13 protein-coding genes and 1 pseudogene are annotated in these 14,802 nt (G+C 67.2%); 5 read left to right on the top strand and 9 right to left on the bottom strand.

Annotated features, from left to right (window positions below; translation table 11 throughout):
- Positions 1-60: 60 nt before the first annotated feature.
- Together ACFY16_RS12380 and ACFY16_RS12375 are read right to left on the bottom strand one after the other, a co-directional pair.
- A complete protein-coding gene (locus ACFY16_RS12380) occupies positions 61-1,707 on the bottom strand; it encodes a polyamine aminopropyltransferase (protein WP_390647025.1) in 1,647 nt (548 codons plus the stop codon).
- 115 nt (positions 1,708-1,822) lie between these two features.
- On the bottom strand, positions 1,823-2,341 hold the full coding sequence (locus ACFY16_RS12375; protein WP_390647024.1) for a DUF2617 family protein: 519 nt from the start codon (positions 2,339-2,341) through the stop codon (positions 1,823-1,825).
- Positions 2,342-3,149: 808 nt separating this feature from the next.
- On the opposite strand from ACFY16_RS12375, the gene ACFY16_RS12370 reads away from it, so the two are divergent.
- Positions 3,150-4,343 (top strand): pyridoxal phosphate-dependent aminotransferase, encoded by a 1,194-nt coding sequence (locus ACFY16_RS12370; protein WP_390647023.1) that lies wholly within the window; start codon positions 3,150-3,152, stop codon positions 4,341-4,343.
- Positions 4,344-4,479: 136 nt separating this feature from the next.
- Here the strand turns inward: ACFY16_RS12370 and ACFY16_RS12365 are convergent, their stop codons facing one another.
- The 5 genes from ACFY16_RS12365 to ACFY16_RS12345 form a co-directional block, all read right to left on the bottom strand.
- Positions 4,480-4,830 carry a hypothetical protein gene (locus tag ACFY16_RS12365; protein ID WP_354720386.1) on the bottom strand — a complete coding sequence of 117 codons (351 nt, stop codon included), beginning with the start codon at positions 4,828-4,830 and terminating at the stop codon, positions 4,480-4,482.
- Positions 4,827-5,312: a prevent-host-death family protein gene (locus ACFY16_RS12360; protein ID WP_390647022.1), complete on the bottom strand. Its 486-nt coding sequence runs from the start codon at positions 5,310-5,312 to the stop codon at positions 4,827-4,829. The genes ACFY16_RS12365 and ACFY16_RS12360 overlap by 4 nt, the downstream gene beginning before the upstream one ends.
- Positions 5,313-5,521: 209 nt before the next feature.
- Positions 5,522-6,091, bottom strand: coding sequence for a transposase family protein (locus ACFY16_RS12355; RefSeq protein WP_390647021.1), 570 nt, complete (start codon positions 6,089-6,091; stop codon positions 5,522-5,524).
- 61 nt (positions 6,092-6,152) lie between these two features.
- Entirely contained in the window at positions 6,153-6,899 is a 747-nt protein-coding gene (locus ACFY16_RS12350) for a UPF0158 family protein (RefSeq protein WP_390647020.1), read from the bottom strand.
- Between the two features lie 117 nt (positions 6,900-7,016).
- A complete protein-coding gene (locus ACFY16_RS12345; RefSeq protein ID WP_390647019.1) occupies positions 7,017-9,104 on the bottom strand; it encodes a hypothetical protein in 2,088 nt (695 codons plus the stop codon).
- A gap of 271 nt (positions 9,105-9,375) precedes the next feature.
- On the opposite strand from ACFY16_RS12345, the pseudogene ACFY16_RS12340 reads away from it, so the two are divergent.
- The 4 genes and pseudogenes from ACFY16_RS12340 to ACFY16_RS12325 all read left to right on the top strand — a co-directional run.
- Positions 9,376-9,816 (top strand): annotated as a pseudogene (locus ACFY16_RS12340) (aminotransferase class I/II-fold pyridoxal phosphate-dependent enzyme); the annotation flags it as partial.
- Between the two features lie 709 nt (positions 9,817-10,525).
- Complete coding sequence (locus ACFY16_RS12335) at positions 10,526-10,780, top strand: hypothetical protein (RefSeq protein ID WP_390647254.1); 255 nt, start codon at positions 10,526-10,528, stop codon at positions 10,778-10,780.
- Complete coding sequence (locus ACFY16_RS12330) at positions 10,752-11,267, top strand: DUF6879 family protein (RefSeq protein WP_390647018.1); 516 nt, start codon at positions 10,752-10,754, stop codon at positions 11,265-11,267. The genes ACFY16_RS12335 and ACFY16_RS12330 overlap by 29 nt, the downstream gene beginning before the upstream one ends.
- Positions 11,268-11,287: 20 nt before the next feature.
- Positions 11,288-12,136, top strand: a complete 849-nt coding sequence (locus tag ACFY16_RS12325; RefSeq protein WP_390647017.1) for a helix-turn-helix domain-containing protein — start codon at positions 11,288-11,290, stop codon at positions 12,134-12,136.
- 182 nt (positions 12,137-12,318) lie between these two features.
- On the opposite strand, the gene ACFY16_RS12320 is transcribed toward ACFY16_RS12325, so the two are convergent.
- Entirely contained in the window at positions 12,319-12,930 is a 612-nt protein-coding gene (locus ACFY16_RS12320) for a hypothetical protein (RefSeq protein ID WP_390647016.1), read from the bottom strand.
- Positions 12,931-13,235: 305 nt separating this feature from the next.
- Positions 13,236-14,405 (bottom strand): phage major capsid protein, encoded by a 1,170-nt coding sequence (locus ACFY16_RS12315; protein WP_390647015.1) that lies wholly within the window; start codon positions 14,403-14,405, stop codon positions 13,236-13,238.
- Positions 14,406-14,802: the final 397 nt, after the last annotated feature.

Raw genomic sequence — 14,802 nt, 5'->3', positions numbered from 1 at the left:
TTGAATACCTCCCCTCGACCGGAAGTCGCCCCGTCGTTCGGTACCGCGGAAGCGCCGAATTCAGTACCGCGGATGCACCAACGTCGACGCCGCCAACCCCCCGATCCGCGTCCGCGCCGCCGCCCGCGCGTCCGCCACGAGCCCGGCCCGGGTCAGCGTGCGCAGCGGCGGTTCGACACGGCCCGGCCCCAAGTCCAGGGCCGGCCGGGTGCCGGCCGCTGCCAGGACGAAGCCCCAGTCGCGTGGCGCGCGTGTGATGGAGGCGGACCGGTCGGGGCCCCCCGCGAAGCCGGCGTCGCGGCCGGCCACGCGGTACGGGGCGGTGCGCAGACCGGCGGCGCGGACCGTCGCGTCCACCGTCCAGAAGGCGCGCGGGCGGGACGAGACCGGCCCGGCGTGCACCACCAGACGGCCGCCGTCCGCCAGTACGCGCCGCGTCAGACCGTAGAACTCCTGCGAGTACAGCTTCGTACTGGCCGTGATGCCCGGGTCCGGCAGGTCCGAGACGACGACGTCGTACGGCGCCTGTCTCGGTGCCCGGCGCAGCCAGCAGAAGGCGTCGGCCGTCGTCACGTGCACGCGCGGGTCGTCGTACACATGTCCGTTCAGTGCGGACAGCGCCGGGTCGGTGCGCGCCAACCGCACCACGCCCGCGTCGAGTTCGACGATGTCGACCCGGCGCACGTCCGGATGGCGCAGCACCTCGCGGGCGGCCAGTCCGTCGCCGCCGCCGAGGATGAGCACGCGCGCGTGGGGGCCGTTCATCGCGGGGTGGACCAGTGCCTCGTGGTACCGCTGCTCGTCGCGGCCGCCGACCCGCAGTCGGCCGTCGAGGAAGAGGCTGAGGGGACGGCCGTGGGTGCCGCCGGTGAGGACCACTTCCTGGACGTCGGTCTGGATCGCCACGCGGACGTCGTCGCCGTACACCTCGTGCCGCGCCGCCTGTTCGAAGTCGTCGACGAGTACGGCGGCCGCGGCGAGGACGCCGAGCACGGTGAGGTTGGCGACGAGCAGCACCCAGCGGGCGCGGCGGCTCAGGTCCCGGCGGAACAGGCCGAGGACGAGGGCGCCGCCGGCGACGACGTTCACCGCGCCGGTGAGCAGGGCGCCGGTCAGCTGGCCCAGGAAGGGCAGCAGGAGGAAGGGGAAGGCGAGGCCGCCGACCAGGGCGCCGACGTAGTCCGCCGCGAACAGGTCGGCGACCGCGCCGCCCGCGTCCTGCCGCCGGATGCGCTGGATCAGCTCCATCAGCAGCGGGACCTCCGCGCCGATCAGCAGGCCGATCGCGAGGGAGAAGACGACCAGCAGGCAGCGCGGGCCGTCTCCCCACATTCCGCCCCAGTCCCCGGTCCAGGCGAACACCGCGTACAGCGCCATCGCGCTGCAGCCGCCGACGAGGGCGAGGACCGCCTCGACCGCGCCGAAGCCGGCGGCCGCGTGCCGGCACAGTCGCTTCGCGGCGAGGGAGCCGAGGCCCATCGCGAAGACCATGACCGACAGCACGACGGAGGCCTGGGTGACCGAGTCGCCGATCAAGTACGAAGCCAGAGCGACGAGTTCGAGTTCGTAGACCAACCCGCAGGCGGCGCAGACGAAGACACCCGCGAGGACCAGGAAACGTCCGGTCCCCGGCCGGACCGGCAGCAACGCGGGGCGGCCCCAGGGCAGCGGAGTGCCGGGCGGGGCGGGGGCAAGCGGCTCGATCACGACTGCGACGTTACGTCACGACCGTGGCACGCTTCGTCACCCACACGTGTGGAACTGCCCGTGATGCGAGTGTCGGAGGTTTACCCGACCCGGGCCCCGGTCCGGCCGAGTTGGCCTAACGGACCCTGGGGGCCCGCACCCCCACCCGTGTCCGCGTCGCGACCAACTGCCCGTCCTGCGGATACGCGTGCCATGTACGCCAGTGCACATGCCCCTCGTGGCGCTGGGCCAGCATGGCCGTGAAGGCGTGGGGGCTGCCGGGGAAGACGCCCGCAAGACCGTTCGGATGGTCGGAGACAAGGGCCAGCAGTTCCTGCGCGCGGCCCGCGAACGAGCCGGGCGACAGGACCTCGACCCGCGCGGCGAACTCGTACTCCCAGTCGCCCACCCGCTTGGCCACGCCGAGCGGAAGGGGGGTACTGCTGCCGGGAATGCACGCCACCGTCTCAGAACAACAGCCCTGCTCCTGCTCCAGGAGCACCTGGTGGGATGCGCCGAGCAATCTCAACTGGAGCTTCGCGCCGCCCAGTTCGAGGTCGAGTGTGGCCAGCGCGGGGAGCGGCTCACGCCCCAGGGTCCAGGCGAGGTCTGCCGCGCGCGTGTCGGTGTAAGAGGTCTTAAGAGTCGTGAGCATGGATCGGCTCCGCAAGCACGCAAAGAAAGGTGGGGGGTTGGTCCGGTGCACCCCGGTCGACTCCGCTCGACTCCGGCCGCCGGCGGCAGTTCGGCCCAGTCAGCCCAGTGGGAACGGGTGTTCGCGCAAGTCGTCCGATGGGCTGCGATGGTGTGTGATGGTGGTTTAGAGGGAATCATGAACTGTGGCTCCGCCACAGCGGTTTTACCCAACTTCGTAGGGTTTCCATCCCTCAGAGGGCTCCAGAGCTCAACTGTTCAACTACGGCGTGCGCCGGTGACCCCCAGGCGTACGCCCGCGCGCGGCGGGGTCCGGAACAAGCCCGGACCCCGCCGTGCGGATACGGCTCCCCCTGCTGGAGCTCAGCTGCCCCGTGTCAGCTGCCTCCGCCGCATCCGCCCCCGCCCCCGCAGGACGACCCGCCTCCGCAGGACGAGCCGCCCCCGCACGAGTGGCCGCCGGAGTGCCCACCCGAGGACGAGCCGCACGACGCGCCGGCGTCTCCCCCGCCGGCCCACCAGCTGCCGCTGCTGCCGCTGCTGCCCCTGCTGCCGCTCGTGCCGCGGCGACCCCCGCTGTACGACGTGACGGCGCTGTTCCGACGCGCGGCGGATACGACAGCTCCCACGAATCCCAGGAAAGCAACCCCGACGACCGCAAGGATGATGCCGAAGAGCATGGCGTCACCCTCCTTCCGTTTCCCCCGAAGCGGCCCCCCGTGGGCGCCTCGCTCGTTGCGTGAACTGGGGATGCCCGGCCGTCTCACGTGCCAAAGCAGAGTTGAGGAAGTCCAGAGCTTCGGCGCAGGATGACCTGCATGACCTCCAGCGCACGCCCCTTCCTCAACCGTCGGCTCGCCGAGTTCGGGACGACGATCTTCGCCGAGATGTCCGCCCTGGCCGTCAGCACCGGGTCGATCAATCTCGGCCAGGGCTTCCCCGACACGGACGGCCCCGAGGAGATCCGGGAGGCGGCGGTCCGCGCGCTGCGCGCGGGGCACGGCAACCAGTACCCGCCGGGCCCGGGCGTCCCCGAGCTGCGCACGGCGATCGCCGCGCACCAGAAGCGCCGCTACGGCCTGTCGTACGACCCCGACAGCGAGGTGCTGGTCACGGCGGGCGCCACGGAGGCCATCGCCGCCACCCTCCTCGCCCTGCTGGAACCGGGCGACGAGGTGATCGCCCTGGAGCCGTACTACGACTCCTACGCGGCCTGCATCGCCATGGCGGGCGGCACGCGCGTCCCGGTGACCCTGCGCCCCCATGAGGACAGCTTCCGCCTGGACCTCGACGAACTGCGCGACGCGGTGACGGACCGCACGCGCCTGTTGCTCATCAACACCCCGCACAACCCGACCGGCACCGTGCTCACCCGCGAGGAGCTCACCGCCATCGCCGAGCTGGCCGTCGAGCGCGACCTGCTCGTGGTCACGGACGAGGTGTACGAGCACCTGGTGTTCGACGAGGCCGAACACCTGCCGCTCGCCGCCTTCCCCGGTATGCGGGAGCGGACGGTCACCATCGGCTCGGCGGGCAAGACCTTCTCCTTCACCGGCTGGAAGGTCGGCTGGGTTACCGGAACCGCAGAACTGGTGACCGCCGTCCGTTCCGCCAAGCAATTCCTGACGTACGTCGCCTCCGGGCCCTTCCAGTACGCCGTCGCCGAGGCACTGGCGCTGCCCGACACATACTTCGAGGGGTTCCGCGCGGACATGCAGGCCAAGCGGGACCTGCTCAGCGCCGGCCTCACCGACGCCGGCTTCACCGTCTTCCGGCCGACCGGCACCTACTTCGTCACCACCGACATCCGGCCCCTCGGCGAGGCCGACGGCCTGGCCTTCTGCCGCGCCCTGCCTGAGCGGGCGGGTGTCGTCGCCATCCCCAACGCCGTCTTCTACGACCACAAAGAGGCCGGCGCACCATACGTCCGGTTCGCGTTCTGCAAACGCGTCGAGGTATTGGCGGACGCGGCGGAACGGCTGCGCAAGGCGTTCGCACACTGACCGCCGCTGCATGGGGCCACTCGTCCTTGGCGCGGCCGTCCTCCGACTCCGGTCGGCCCGCCACCTGCGCCGCAAGATCCCATCGCAACCCGCGCCCCGGTTCGCCTCGCCTTCCGCACGGGCGAAACACCGGAGGCTATTCGGTGTCCTTCGGGTGTCGCGGGGAGGCGTACACAAGGATCACAGTCGAGGTGTCCGGGCTGACCAGGTAGCGGACCCGTCCGCCGCTGGTGATCTCGTACTCCCACTGCTCCAGCTCAGAGCCCTTCCATTCCCTGGTGGCGTGTCTGCCTCGGAGCTGGTGCTGGCGGTTCCAGTTGGCCCGCGACAGCGGGTCTGCGCGAAGGGCTTCCAGGCAGCGGTGCGCGTTCGGCAACGCCACCCGGCACAGCTCCTCCCAACCGGTCGCGGCCTCGGTCGTGCCGTAAATGACGTTCCAGCCGCTCAGCGGAGGAACACTGACGCGATCGCCTTTCTTCGGACTCACTCGTGCACCTCGACGGGGCCGAGGTCGACGTCACCGAGCGGACGGAGCGCTTCCCTGAGCTGGTCAGGATCGGCGTTGATGCGGGCGGTGGCCCGCCACGAGACGATCGCTCGGTGCACAGCCTCCCTGGCGCCCAGTTCAGCGGCGTCGGACAGCGCTTCCAGAAGCTCGACAGTGAATTCCCGGACTTCCTCGGCGTCCAGGTGGCGCACCCACGGGAACACCTCGGGCAGCGCGAGCAAAAGCGACTTGGCACCGTCGTCCTGCTTCAGCAGTGCCAGGAACAGCCGGGACGCCGTGGTCAGGTTTTCCTCGGCGCGCTCTGCGTATATGGCCGTGGTCAAGACCATGTCGGGCGCGTCCCGGTGCGTGACGCGCAGACATCCCAGGGCGGCGGCCCTGGCTGCGACAGCCTTCGGGTTCCGCGACAGATCGGTGAACGAGACGGACTCCGATTCGGATGCCAAGGGTGCGATACTCATACTCAGACTGTACTCAGATTGTGCTCTGATTTCTATCGCGCGACGTGGACAGCAGCTGAAAGCCCCACTCCTGCGACAGGACCCGCTCCCTCCGACGCTGCTGCTGCGCCGGCAACGAGTTCACCGGGGAACCGCCCCGGCCCGACGCGGAGCCAGGGGTTGTCCCGTAAATGATCTCCTGCATGCAGGATGGCCTGAGCGTTTCCCCGTCATCCGGCGAGGGCGAGGTTGTGCAGGCGGGCGATGCCGAGCATGGCGTGGCGGACGCCGTCGCCTTTCAGGCGGCGGTCACGAAGCTCCCACGCCTTGCAGTCGTTGCGGTTGCCCGGCAGCGGCCGGCCGACCGCGACGACGAGCCGAGTGTCGGCATCGATGACGACCTGGTGGTTGGTCGAATACCGGTAGTTCTTCGACTGCTCGGCGATGCTGTGGTCGCGGGTGGGGACCAGGGTTCCGTCCACGATCAGCACGGTGTCCGTGCGGAACCGCTTGCGCTGCTGGAGCGCGAGCGAGGGGCCGAGGTGGTCGATGATGCGGTCCGCGGCCGACTTCGACACCCCGAACAGCGGCGCCAGCTGCCGCAGCGTGAGGTTGGTCCTCCAGTACGCGGCGACCAGCAGGACCCGGTCCTCCAGCGGCAGGCTCCACGGCCGGCCCTTGCGCACCGGGTCCGCGCCCTCACGCCGCAACGCGGTGATCAGCTTGCCGAACTGACGCGGGCTCAGCCCTGTGAACGGGGCTATCCAGGACGGCTCCGCCGCCGTGATCACACCAGCCACAGAAAGATCATCTAACCCGTGACCAGCAGTTACGGGACAGCCCTCAGAAACAAATGGAGAGTCATGCCGGCCCCGGAGAACACGAACCCGAGCTGGGCTCTACGCGGAAGGTGATGGGCGGGCAGTAGCCCTCCTCCGCCAGCCAGGCGCGGGCCCGGCCGCGCTGTCGCTCATCGCGGAACCGGTGGTAGCGGCTCCAGGAGCGCTCGTCACCCGCGAGGACGGCCTTGAAGCGCCGGAAGGCGCCCCGCCCGCCGATGGCGATCCGCAGCCGGTCGGCAAGGGCAGCGTCCTCCATCTCCTCGATGAACAACTCCATGTCCCGGTAACCGGCCCTGGACCCCAGAGCCGGCACATACAGCCATCGCTCCGGATCGTCGTCCTCCTCAGCCTCGGGCCCAGGCCCCAGCTCATCGGTGAACGCCGGCCAGCACTCCCCGGTGGACAGATCGATCCGGCCACCGGACTCGGCCGGGTCGCCCTCCAGCAGCATGGCGAGCATCTCCAGATCGACCGCGAGCGGACGCAGGAGGGGGATCGCCGCATCTCCCGTGGCCACGCGCAACCGGTCCGCCAGCTCCCTGTCGCCCCGGAAGCCACGCTCCTGGAGCGCGGCGAGAAACAAGGCCGCCGTCTCCGCGGCCCCCGGCAGGCCCTGCACCGCGGCCCCGGCCACACCGTCGCCGGCCAACTGAAGCACCTCACGCTCGGGTCCACGACGCAACGCCGCCTGCAGCGCCACCCCGTCCTGCGCGTGGAGCGCGCCACGCAGGGCCCGCAGTCCGTCCTCGCCCCATCCCTCAACCACGACCTCGACGGTAGCGCCACCAAGGACGCATGACGCCAGGACCATCGGTCTCCCTCCTCCCGGCTCCATGCCAGGACTGGCGCACCCGGCGTCTGGGGGCCAGGCGGAGTTGCCCGGTCAGCGGCGCCGCTTGCGGCCGCTCCTGCCAGAGGAGCGCCGGGCCTTCCGGGCGCGGCCGACGCGGGCGCCGTGGGTACCCAGTGCCCGGGCCGCCAACTGCCTGAGCTCGTCGAGTCCTGCCCGGTCCGGGTGCGCCGAGTCCAACGCGGCGGCAACCGCGTCCCTGGCCTGGGGGCCCTGGGCGCGCAGCATCTCCTCGGCGCCGTCCCCGCCGCCCGCCAACTCCACTAGCTGAAGCAGGCTCTCGGCGAGCACCAGCAGATGCTCGGCATCGGTCATGTCCTCCGGGGACAGCAGCTCACGGTGCGCCAGCTCGTTCAGCGCCAGCGGCGCCAGCTGTGCGTCTCGCCGCAGCGTGCGCAGCAGCCCCTCGCCCTCACCGTCCGGCAACGCCGCCAGCAGCACGTCGAGCATCGCCTGCGCTCGCGTGCGGAAGGTCATGGTCCTTACGGCGTCGGTCAGTTGCCGCAAGGCACCTTCCCGCTCGCCGCGTGCTGTGATCCAGCCGGCCAGCTCCGTGCGGGCGGCATCCGGGTCGTAGTCATCGGCCAGCACCCCCAGCAGGCCGGCCGCCGACGCCTGGGCCAGTTCACCGACCAACGGTGCGTCCCGGCCGGCCGCCAGCAACCGCTGTCGTACGGCCCGGGTACCGAGCTCGGTGAGACGGATGAGTTCGACCGGCCCAGCGGTCAGCTCCTCTCGCCGGGCATCGGCACGCTCCCGCGCCGCCGGATCCGTAGCCGCCTCCGCGACGCCCAGCAGCTCCGCGAGCTCCGGCGGCATGTCCACGGGCAGCTCGGGTCCGGTATCGGAGAGGTCGACGTCCAGGAACACAGGGTCGGCCATCCCGCGGTCACGCTCGATCGCGCCCAGATCATCCAGCAGGCCGAGTACCGTGCGCAGGTCCCGGTCGGCGTGCTCGAACCACATCCCGTGCCGGATATCCGACCGGCCGTCCAGCTGGAAGCGGGCCCGATAGGCCAGGTGTACGGAGTCACGCAGCCGCGGCCAGGGCATCGGGTACGGCAGGCTGTAGAGCGTGTTCAGCACATCTTCCAGGATGTCCTCGTAGACGTCGAAGAGCATCGACTCGACGTGCCAGCCGCTGCGTGCCCCGATCAGGGCCTGCCGCAGCTCGAAGCAAGCGTCGAAGGCGCGCAGCCACAGCTGGAGCGGGTCGGCCAGCACCGGCCCTGCCTTGGCCACCGCGTACAACCGCCCCTTGGCCACCCGGACCAGCCGCGCCTTCTTGGCCCACTCCAACAGCAGGCCCAGCCGCGGCAGGTCGGCCGAAGAGCGCACCCCGTCGACCTTGTCCCCGGTGTCCAGTACGTCCACCAGCTCTCGGGCATCTGCCATCCGCAGCCGCCCCGCCGCCGTCACCGCGCGGCCGTCGCGCCCCGCCCACTCGGCGAGTCCGCGCAACTGCGCGAGAATCGCCAGTGCCTCGGCCCGTCGACGCAGCTCGCCGTCCGGGGGGAGCATCACAGGCAGCTGCGGCTCGGCCCGCTCGACACCGTGCAGTGTGTTGCCGGTCAGCCGCCGCTCCATGATCACATCGAGGACCTGCTGGTCGTAGACGACCTCCCCACGCTGCGCCCGCTCCGCGAACCGCTGCAATGCCGCCCCGTCCAAGACGTCCACGCCCTGTTCGGCGGCTGTCATGGCCCAGAACTTCGCCATCCCCCAGTGGGTGTGGTCCGCCATCGCCGCCGGATACTGCCCCGCCGTCGCGTCGACCGCAGCGAGGGAGTCCTCAAGGGCGGGGCCGCGCGGGTCCGCCAACTGCGTGGCGTGCAGATAGCGCAGCAGCGTGCGCAGTGTGCCTGGAGCGTCGGCGTGTTCCTCCCCGGGACCCTCGGTGACCTGCTCAGGAAGCCAGGAGAGGAGTAGCTCTTCCACATGGCGCGACTCCCACAGTCCCAGTCGGCCGTCGGCAGTCGCCCGGTGCCGGTAGTCCAGCGCTGTCTCAGCCGTGAACCCGTCCACCGGCAGCGCCTGCTCCCCGGCCCACCTGACGAGGCGGTCGACCAGCAGCCCGCACGTCGCCTCGAACTCTTCCTCGGCCTCGGGTTCGAACCGCATCCGCATGAAAATCGTCCGCCCTGTCAGAAACAGTCCTTGCCGCCTCACGCTATCGCCCGTCCGGGGCCGACAGGACAACTCGGCTGAAGGCGAGCGGCCGGCTACCGCAAGGGCCGTACATGGGGGTGTCACCCCCAGCGACTGCGGCATTGAACCTCCGTGCGACGAACCGGATTCTCCGCCACACGGACTCACGGCAACGGGTCGCCCGACCTCGCCGGCCTCCCTGGGGGCGTGCCGCGCATCATGCGAATAGGTGCACGAACAAGGCGTCGGCTGGGTCACGGCGGCCCCCGGGCTCGTCACGGCGGTGCGCTCGGCGAAGCAGTTCCTCACGTACGTGTCGTCCGGCCCGTTCCAGTACGCGGTCGCCGAGGCCCTCTCCCTGCCCGACTCCTACTTCTCCGCCTTCCGCGCGGACATGCTGGCCAAGCGCGACCTGCTGGCGACGGGCCTCACGGAGGCGGGCTTCAAGGTCTTCAAACCGGCCGGCACCTACTTCGTCACCACCGACATCCGCCCCCTCGGCGAGACGGACGGCTTCGCCTTCTGCCGCGCCCTGCCGGAACGGGCCGGCGTCGTGGCCATCCCCAACGCGGTCTTCTACGACCACCGCGAGGCCGGCGCCCCCTTCGTCCGCTTCGCGTTCTGCAAGCGTACAGATAAGTTGCGCGCAGCAATCGACAGGCTGTCTGACCTGCGGAAACAGTGACATCGCCCATGCGCCACGGGGGAACGATGCACAGACGGGGCAGCCGACACGCTCAGCCTTGCTTGGGCCGTCCTCAGCGCGCCGGAGACTCACCAGCGGATAAGTTCCGCGCTTCCGCCCACGCATTCGGGGCACGGCCGTTTCTCAGTCCACCGGCAGAGATGACAGCCCCCGAATCCGCAACAGCCGTCACACCAGATTTCGCGCAAGCCAGCGCAGTACCCACACAGATTCCCGTACTTCCACAGCGACCAGGGAGGCTTACCGCCTGTGCGTCCGGCGCGTGGCTTGGGATGGTATGGCTTAGCCGGTCGTTCAGCGGTTGGCGCGCTCATGACCTGTGCGCATGTCGGCGGATCTCTACGTTGAGGTCACTGACCTTCGAAAGGTCCCCGCGCATCCTGGCTTCCGTCCGCTCAGAATCCAGCGCGAAGCACACGTCACAACCGGCAGAAGGTTCAGGCTCCTTGTCGAGTCTCAGCGGTAGGTCAACCGGATCACTCGGGTAGGTCTTCGGCTTGCTCACGCCTAACCCCCTGCGTCGCTTCCCTGTCGTCAGATCAGCAGTCAACGACTGGGGCGGCGCGTGACTCCATCAACTTGCATGAGCTTGCACATCAGTTAATCCGCAGGCGGTCTTGACGCTGGCCATCATGGAGAGAGGATGTCTGTGCAAGCCGAAGCAAACCGCGCACTGATGGAGGCTGACATGGCGCTACGGTTCGTCGGTGTCGACCCGGACACCGACCTTGAGCACTGCCCCACTGTGTGGGCTGACGAGCAGTCAGGAGAGCTTGTAATCCAGGGATGGAAGGCAAGCCCCGATCTTCGGGCAGCCTGCGAGGCAAACACACCGGCCAAAGGGCCGATCCCGGACAGCGAAGAAGTCATCAGGATTCCGGCGCGGATGGTGCCGATGATCAGGGAAGCGTGCGATGCCGTTGAGCGTTCCGCCTTTCAGTGAGCTACTGGCCAACACCAGGGAATCCGCCGTGCATCTGGAGATGCGGGATGACTACGGCACCAATCCCCGGCTAGAGGCATGGCAGCGCGGAGAGCGCGTTGACTGGGATGACCGTGAATCCTGGTGGCATCCGTTCCACCAGACCATTGCGGACGCCGTAGTGCGTGGTGTGGCAGTCCGCCGTGCCCGCATCGTCTCGGAGCCGGTCAGCGAATACATCCGCTGGGAGCACTACGCGACGCATGCCAACGTCACTGCTGGCGAAGATGTGCGCTGGTTGCCGCGCAAACAGGTGACCGGTTTCCTGGTGCCAGCCAACGACTTCTGGCTATTCGACGGCACCCTACTCCGCATCCATCACTTCGCGGGGGACGGTAGCCACGTCACGGATGAACTCAGCACCGATGCCGAGACACTGAAGTCATGCGCTGCCGCCTTTGAGGAAATCTGGCAGCACGCAACGCCCCACAGCGAATACACGCTCTAGTACCAACGGACAGCCAACTCATGTCGTCGTCTCCATCATCCCGGGCGCAAGAAGCCAGGGAAGCCATAGCCAGTCGGTTGCGAGAGATCCGGCTAGACGCAGGAATCACGGCGCGTGAGTTGGCTGTCCGCTGCGAGTGGAGTGAATCCAAGTCGTCGCGCATCGAGCATGCGAAGACGCCAGCCAGCGATTCTGACATTAGGTCCTGGTGCACGGCGTGCGGCGCCCCAGGACAGGCCGATGATCTGATTGCGGCCAACCGGCAGGCTGCTGAGGCATACGTCCAGTGGAAGCGGCTACAGCGAACCGGGTTGCGGCGGCTACAGGAGTCAGGCGTACCTCTCTACGAGCAGACACGACAGTTTCACGTCTACTGCTCCAACGTGGTGCCGGGGTTCTTCCAGACGCCCGGCTATGCAACGGCCTTGCTGACCTCGATTGCAAGGTTCCGAGGGACGCCGGACGACGTGTCAGACGCCGTGACAGCGCGAATGGACCGATCACACGTCATCCGTGAAGGTGACCACCGATTCGCCGTACTGGTTGAGGAATCAGTCTTGCGGTACCGGATCGGCAGCGCGGAAGTCATGGCCGCTCAACTAGGGCACTTGTTGTCCGTAATGGCGCTCCCTTCAATCTCGCTGGGGGTCATCCCATTCACGGCACCCCGGCAAGCATGGCCGCTGGAAACGTTCACCATCTTTGACCGTAAGCGCGTCCACGTAGAGACCCTGTCGGCAGCTATCAAGGAAACTCAACCGAGTGATGTAGAGCTCTACCTCAAGGCATTCGGGAACCTGAAAGATGTTGCCGCCTACGGAGCGAATGCCCGCGCGCTCATCGTATCGGCAATTGGTGCGTTGGACTGATGGACTGTCAGTTAACGGCAGTGCACAGGCAATCAGGGGCGCCAGCCAAGGAAAGTGCAGGCCAGGACACCAGGCTCCCTCAGCCGTCGAAAGGTGGCCACCCTGAATGTGCAGTCCGGGTGTGTTCAGTGAGAAATCGACTAACGATCGGGAGTGGGCCGCCTAGAACGTATCTCGGCCAATCATTGGCGATATAGGCGGCGTCTACTGAGGAACATAAAGCGCGGCTTTTGTTGACGCTTGGTGCCGTCATCGTTGAGAGCAGCACTAGCAGTCAGCGCAAAGCCATCAATCGCTCTCGCCAGAGCACGCGCCGCTGCTTGCACATGGTCCACGGCTTGACCGGCTGCATCTTCCGCATCCTGTAGGACTTCCGGGGTGTAATCCCCGGGCAACCGAAGTAACTCAGACTCTCGTTCCCGGGCTGCCGCCATTGCGTCAACTACTAGGCGCGCATGCTCACGCACCAAAATTCCGTCTGCCGCACTAACGGAAGGTGGACCAAAGAGGCTGAGTTCAATCCACCGTTCGTTAATTTCCTTCCTGAAAGCGTCCTCGTCTGCTGGGCCCGTACTTTCATAGCTCTCAACGAGGACACGATCTTTCAGTTCGGTCATCGACCGCAGAAAAACCCTATAAGCCTCATGCCGGGGTTGATGTCTCTGTTTCAAATGCTCAGCCCTTACGGACATCAGCACGCCGTCTCGCTGAACCCTGCCGGTGACTATCGAACCGACGACACCCCCCACGGAGCCAGCCACTGCGCCCAACACCGCTGCCAGTCCAGAATCCATGCTGCGATTATTGGCCGTAGGCCGCTGCGCTGTCGAGAGCACCTAGGAACGTTCCTAGGTGCCCCAAACGCAAAAGGCCCCGCACCGGCCACCAGGAAGGCAGCGGGTACGGGGCCCAGCCGCCCAGCAAGAGGTCACGCCAGATCGCCCAGTTTGGGCCAGGATCTCAGCTAGAGCTGAGGAATACTCGTCCCCAAAAAGAGAAACCCCTGCCCTGCCGCCGGAAGCAGCAAGAGCAGGGGCTCTCGTTAATGGATTACGCGCCGACGGCGCCAACCCCGGGTCGCCAAACCCGGGGAGTCTTGTTAGGTCGCGGAAGCCTTGATTACGACAACCGCAGCAGGGTTATCGACCGCGAGACCAGCCACGCGGAACGTGGCACGGAACGCCACAGCGTCCTTGTCGAAAAGGAACTCCTCAGACATGGCTATAGCCACATCCGAACGCACGCCAATGTGAACCCGAGTCGGGTCAGCAACAATTACCGTCTTAGCCGGAAGGTTCGCAGAGACAAGCAGCGGAAGACCGACCCCCGCCTTAGCCACCGGGTCGGTAACCTGGCCCGCCAGATAACCACCGTTGGTGGAGTTTTCCCGCTCGGTCCGTAGTGCCTTCGCCATATCAGGAGAAGCCCAGATAACCCCGGGCGTCGCGCCGATACCCTCGATGTCGCTGTAAGCGCTAATGACGTTATCCCACTTAACGACCGTGTTACCCGCCGTCAGGTTGACCGCAGTAGCGACACCGGACTTAGTGAGACCGGTTAGCTGCGAAGTTCCGGCGCCCTGGAAGCAATCCAGATCGACCTTCGCGGCAAGGTTACGCGTCATGACCCCGGCGATAAGGTTACGCATGTCGAAACTGGCGTCACTGATAACCTCGTTGCTCGCCTTGTAGAAGTCCGCGTACTTCTGAGGCGCGAAAGTCAGCCCGGCGAAAGTTGCCGCACTTTCAGTAATGCTTGCACCTTCGGCAGTGACACCGGGAGTGCTGGAACTGGTTAGCGACGGCAGGATGAAAGAGCCGCCCTCAAACCGATGCACGTTGACGCCCGGAGCCTTCAGGAAGACCGACGAGTTTCGTAGATGCTCGACCCACTTATCAGCGACGGTTGCAGGAACCGCGTAACCGCCCGCTGAAGGTGAACCACCGGCAATCAGCGTGCGGTATTCGTTGCCAGACGGCAGCAGCCCCCGCCACTCGTCGCCCTCGTCGCGGATCTCACCACGCTCTGAACGGCCGGTCAGCGCAGAACCGAAGCGCCCAATAGCAGCACGCGATTCGGCCTCACGCTCAGCGCGCTCGACGTAGTCACGGGCTTCAGCCTCAAAGCGATTCGCGTCTAGGTCAAGCTCATCGATCCGCCTACGCTTCTCGGCATCGGACAGCTTGGAGTTTTCGCGAACAGAGCGCATCTCATCGACGACCGCAGCACGCTTTTCTAGCGCATTCTGAGCAAACTTCTTGTAGTCCAAAACAGTCTCCTACATCAGGAACGGGCCCGGGATTTGGGCATAAAAAATCGCCGCAGGCCGGCTCGGCCCCAGCAATTAGGCGAATTTAGGCTTTGGGATTGGTCGCTTTAATAGGTCGCAGAGCAGCACGGCCCAAGTCAGAGAGGAACCCGGACCGCGCTGCTTCGCTATGCGCCCGCCCAAAGCGCTGACCATCCCGTGCCCCCGGCGGCAAGCGCCGGAAGTCTTTGGTTAATGCGGCGCGGGAAACATGCTGCTCGTTGCCACCATTGGTTCAACCCCAGCGGGGGAACCCAGATATCGGGGCAGCGAGTAGGATTGCGAGGAAATGAAAAGGAATGTGCGAGAAAATACGAGAAACGCGCTGACCTGCGAGTTTTCCACCAATTCCGGGAAA

Origin of the sequence: Streptomyces sp. NPDC001315 (assembly GCF_042896175.1) — a bacterium.
Lineage (GTDB): Bacteria > Actinomycetota > Actinomycetes > Streptomycetales > Streptomycetaceae > Streptomyces.
Note: the sequence above shows the minus strand (reverse complement) of the source record. Positions and strands in the feature narration are given on the sequence as shown.

Bases quoted from the DNA above. Each gene is read 5' to 3' on its own strand.
- ACFY16_RS12320 (WP_390647016.1), bottom strand. From the start codon at position 12,930: ATGGATTCTGGACTGGCAGCGGTGTTGGGCGCAGTGGCTGGCTCCGTG.
- ACFY16_RS12375 (WP_390647024.1), bottom strand. From the start codon at position 2,341: ATGCTCACGACTCTTAAGACCTCTTACACCGACACGCGCGCGGCAGAC.
- ACFY16_RS12370 (WP_390647023.1), top strand. From the start codon at position 3,150: ATGACCTGCATGACCTCCAGCGCACGCCCCTTCCTCAACCGTCGGCTC.
- ACFY16_RS12330 (WP_390647018.1), top strand. From the start codon at position 10,752: ATGCCGTTGAGCGTTCCGCCTTTCAGTGAGCTACTGGCCAACACCAGG.
- ACFY16_RS12360 (WP_390647022.1), bottom strand. From the start codon at position 5,312: ATGAGTATCGCACCCTTGGCATCCGAATCGGAGTCCGTCTCGTTCACC.
- ACFY16_RS12325 (WP_390647017.1), top strand. From the start codon at position 11,288: ATGTCGTCGTCTCCATCATCCCGGGCGCAAGAAGCCAGGGAAGCCATA.
- ACFY16_RS12345 (WP_390647019.1), bottom strand. From the start codon at position 9,104: ATGCGGTTCGAACCCGAGGCCGAGGAAGAGTTCGAGGCGACGTGCGGG.
- ACFY16_RS12335 (WP_390647254.1), top strand. From the start codon at position 10,526: ATGGCGCTACGGTTCGTCGGTGTCGACCCGGACACCGACCTTGAGCAC.